2 protein-coding genes are annotated in these 3,581 nt (G+C 45.5%); one reads left to right on the top strand and one right to left on the bottom strand.

The genetic code is table 11. The features are described from left to right. Positions 1 to 276: 276 nt before the first annotated feature. On the bottom strand, positions 277 to 1,824 hold the full coding sequence (locus HBA55_RS37000; protein ID WP_167001246.1) for a carboxylesterase/lipase family protein: 1,548 nt from the start codon (positions 1,822 to 1,824) through the stop codon (positions 277 to 279). A gap of 479 nt (positions 1,825 to 2,303) precedes the next feature. On the opposite strand from HBA55_RS37000, the gene HBA55_RS36995 reads away from it, so the two are divergent. Continuing rightward, complete coding sequence (locus tag HBA55_RS36995; protein WP_167001244.1) at positions 2,304 to 3,341, top strand: helix-turn-helix domain-containing protein; 1,038 nt, start codon at positions 2,304 to 2,306, stop codon at positions 3,339 to 3,341. Positions 3,342 to 3,581 lie beyond the last annotated feature (240 nt).

The raw sequence follows: 3,581 nt of genomic DNA, 5'->3' as shown, positions 1-3,581 counted from the left end.
ATTTCCATAGTGCACAGAAAACCTTAGCCGGATTCGAACTTTATCGGATGATCAAAAAAGGTCAGCTCTGTCAAAATTCTGTGACGACGGCCTCCGATATTGACCAGTTTTACTCTCTCGCGGCATAGCTCCGCCAGGGGAAGATACGCCTTGATTTCTCGTCATCAAAAATGCGTTTTGCAACAGAGCCACCAAAAAGGGGTCGATCAAAAAGGGGGCCCAAAAGGGGGCGCCCATTAGCCAGAATTAGTCAATAGACCAATAAATGTTGTAAACCTACATCAGTACGCTATTTTTCCAGATTTCAATAATTTCCTTTTCCAAAGGCCATTGCCTCACTTTGCATTCGGTATCCAGCAGCATGACTTGACCGCCGTCACCATGGTATTTTGGCCATTCAGGACATTTTTCATTATTCGGATCCCCCGTCTTGATAAAGGAAACCCAATAATTGTGAATGGTTTCGGCCACATCATAGGGCTTACACTCGCCAATCAGGCTATCGGCCTGCCAATTGTCCAACCGATTAAAGGTAAACGGCACTTCCAGGAAATGATGAGCTCCCAGCTTTCCACCCATTTGGGGAGTTTCCCAGTCAAACCGATACATCCAGATATTTTTGTTGTTTTTTGCCTGATTCTCTGCAAAAAGGTACGCGATCGCGGAAAACATTTTGTCTGTCTCTGTCTGTATACAGAATTGCAGATCGTCGAGGTCTGCATACTTTGACTTATACAATTCAAAAATTGACGGAGCATTGTCGCCTAAAACCAGTTGCAAGGCATTTTTGGCCATTTCTGGGTTCATAAACGAAGAATCAGCGTCCACCAAGAAAAGACTGCTTTCGTCCTTTGTATAGCCGACCATGACATCTACATCTTTTGATGCACCATTATCAATCGCCACTTGAGGCGTAAGCGGCAAAGAGTCTGTTCCGTGAACCGGCAAGAAAGCCATAAGCCCTGCAGCGCGTTTGATACCATATTTATCGAATTTATCAACATTTTCCGGATCAAGCATGTCGTCCTGAAGCTCCTGTTGAGCTTGTACGATCCGATCTATTTCCAGAGATTTCAGTGCTCTGGTATCCCCAGCTTTCAGTTCCAGCTTTTCCATCATAAGCGCAGTAATCTTACTCGCGTCTTCCTTTGAAAAGGAATTGGGTAGTGCCTGACTTTGAGGTATAGCCCGCCTGAATAAGCCTTTCGCTTCCGGTATCGCCATCAGCGTTGCCACCGCCATACCTCCAGCCGACTCACCACCAATGGTGACATTATTCGGATTGCCACCAAAAGCCTGAATGTTATCCCGCACCCATTGAAGTGCAGCAATTTGATCTTGATGGCCCAAGTTGTCTGACTCCTTCAGGTCCGGGAAATAATCACCCAGATACATATAACCCAAAGCCCCCAACCGGTAATTAATAGTAACGGTCACAATGCCATTAGCCGCAAACGAAGAGCCGTTGTATACCTCATCCGAACTGCAACCCATGAAATATCCCCCACCATGAATCCAGACAAAAACCGGCAGACCCTCTGCCTCCGTATCCGGTGTATAAATATTGAGGTTTAAGCAGTCATCTCCAGCCGGGTATTTAGGGGAGCATAAATCGCCAAAGTATCCTTGAGTTTTTACCTGTGGCACGGTGGCGCCAAATTTGTCCGCACTTAATTCCCCCTCCCATGGCTTGGGCGGCTGAGGTGGCATAAACAGATTTTCACCGGCAAGCGCCTGAGCATAGGGTATTCCTTTAAAAATAGAGATACCGCTATCCTCAATACCAGCAACCTTGCCATACTGTGTTTCTACTACTCTTGTCATGTATTACTCCAAATCGGAGGTGTGGGGATGCAATGGCACACACCTTACTTTATAAAATATTGTCACCTAGCCTCTTCGTGGCCATGTTAGTGCTTCCCCCCCACCCCGTCTTTCCGGAACGACCAAATAACTTATCGTTTTGTTCGCAATATCCATGCAATTGTGAAAACAGTATTTTTCGGCTCTTGGGATTGCACTTTACGGATGCCTTGAGCGAGCCAGACTCAGGTAAATTGGCAGCCTAAATTCCCATTTATTATAAGAATTGCATACTTTATAAGGCATAGGCATGCTGATATTTGCTCCCATATGGGTACCGCCTTGGGCATCTATCATTGACTTCCAAGCAATCGGCCGCTTACCAGCTCGACATGCCATAGATCACACTCACTAAGAAGTGATTTTGGTGCGTATTTGAGTTGAAGATTGTTTGAATGTAGGATGATAAAACTTAGCGATAAACCAAGACAGATGTCCCTATGAAATTATTGTCCAAGAATAGCTCCGTTTTTCTCGACAGGATGCACTCGGGCGTTATTGACTATCTCATAGAAAATGAATGGCGCAAAACGCCTCCCCAGGGATCGCCATTTATATCTTATGAGGTCATGCCGGGATCTGCGACGAATCGTTCTCTGCCATCACATGCAGACAGTGACATCAATAACTATATCCAGTTCATGCGCTTGTCCGATGCGCTATTTTCCACCGCTGCCTATTATCGTACTGGTTCCGCAGATCCAAATACTCTACACGCCCCGGTTATTAAAAATGTGATGGGATTTACCATAGGAACCAATATTGATATGGTAAGTTCAGCAGGAAGGATGAAATATTCCAAGGAAGACTCAAAAGCTTACCTATTCAGCTATCCAAAAAATGAACGCACTAATTCCAGGTGTTTGGTGGAACCACAATTTTTGGCAATCTACTTTGATAGGAGTCACATCGAACGAGCCCTCGGAATGAACAAAGAGTCCTTCCCGCTATCACTAAGGCAGTTTTATGAGAACTCACAAGATCGAAGTATGCTTATGCCGATCTCCCTTCCCTACAGCGCAACCGTGCTTGTACAGGATCTTTTACTTTCACCCATGCAGGGTGCTTTGCGTTACCATCAAATAGCGTCAGCGACCAACTACCTGCTGCTGCAATTTATACAGGCATTGATAAATCTCGATACCGCCGTAGATCTGTACGCGGACAGGCTGGATCGTGCAAGGCGATTATTGATGGAAGATTTTCAGTCCAGATACACACTAGCCTCGATCGCAAAGGAAGTCGGCATGGGAAAAACAAAATTCGCTACGGAATTTCGAGCGAAATATGGCGTCACGGCAACCGACTTTCGTCGGGAGGCACAGTTGAATGAAGCTTTTAGGCTTTTAAAGCAAACCAACAAGTCCATCTCGATTATCGCTGAAGAAGCTGGTTTCAGCAGCCAGAACAAGCTTTCATCATTATTTAAAGGTCGTTTTGGCATGTCACCCAGGGACGCCAGAAAAGTTCCTCAATAACGGAACCGGGGGCGCCCCCTTAAAATCACTTCTTAGAATCAATAAGTTACGGCTCTGTTGCAAAACGCATTTTTGATGACGAGAAATCAAGGCGTATCTTCCCCTGGCGGAGTTATGCCGCGAGAGAGTAAAACTGGTCAATATCGGAGGCCGTCGTCACAGAATTTTGACAGAGCTGACCTTTTTTGATCATCCGATAAAGTTCGAATCCGGCTAAGGTTTTCTGTGCACTATGGAAAT

The organism is Pseudomaricurvus alkylphenolicus, assembly GCF_011683955.1.
Lineage (GTDB): Bacteria > Pseudomonadota > Gammaproteobacteria > Pseudomonadales > Cellvibrionaceae > Pseudomaricurvus > Pseudomaricurvus alkylphenolicus.
The sequence above is the reverse complement of the archived record's forward strand: the minus strand, read 5'-3'. Positions and strand labels throughout refer to the sequence as shown.

Bases quoted from the DNA above. Each gene is read 5' to 3' on its own strand.
- HBA55_RS37000 (WP_167001246.1), bottom strand. From the start codon at position 1,824: ATGACAAGAGTAGTAGAAACACAGTATGGCAAGGTTGCTGGTATTGAG.
- HBA55_RS36995 (WP_167001244.1), top strand. From the start codon at position 2,304: ATGAAATTATTGTCCAAGAATAGCTCCGTTTTTCTCGACAGGATGCAC.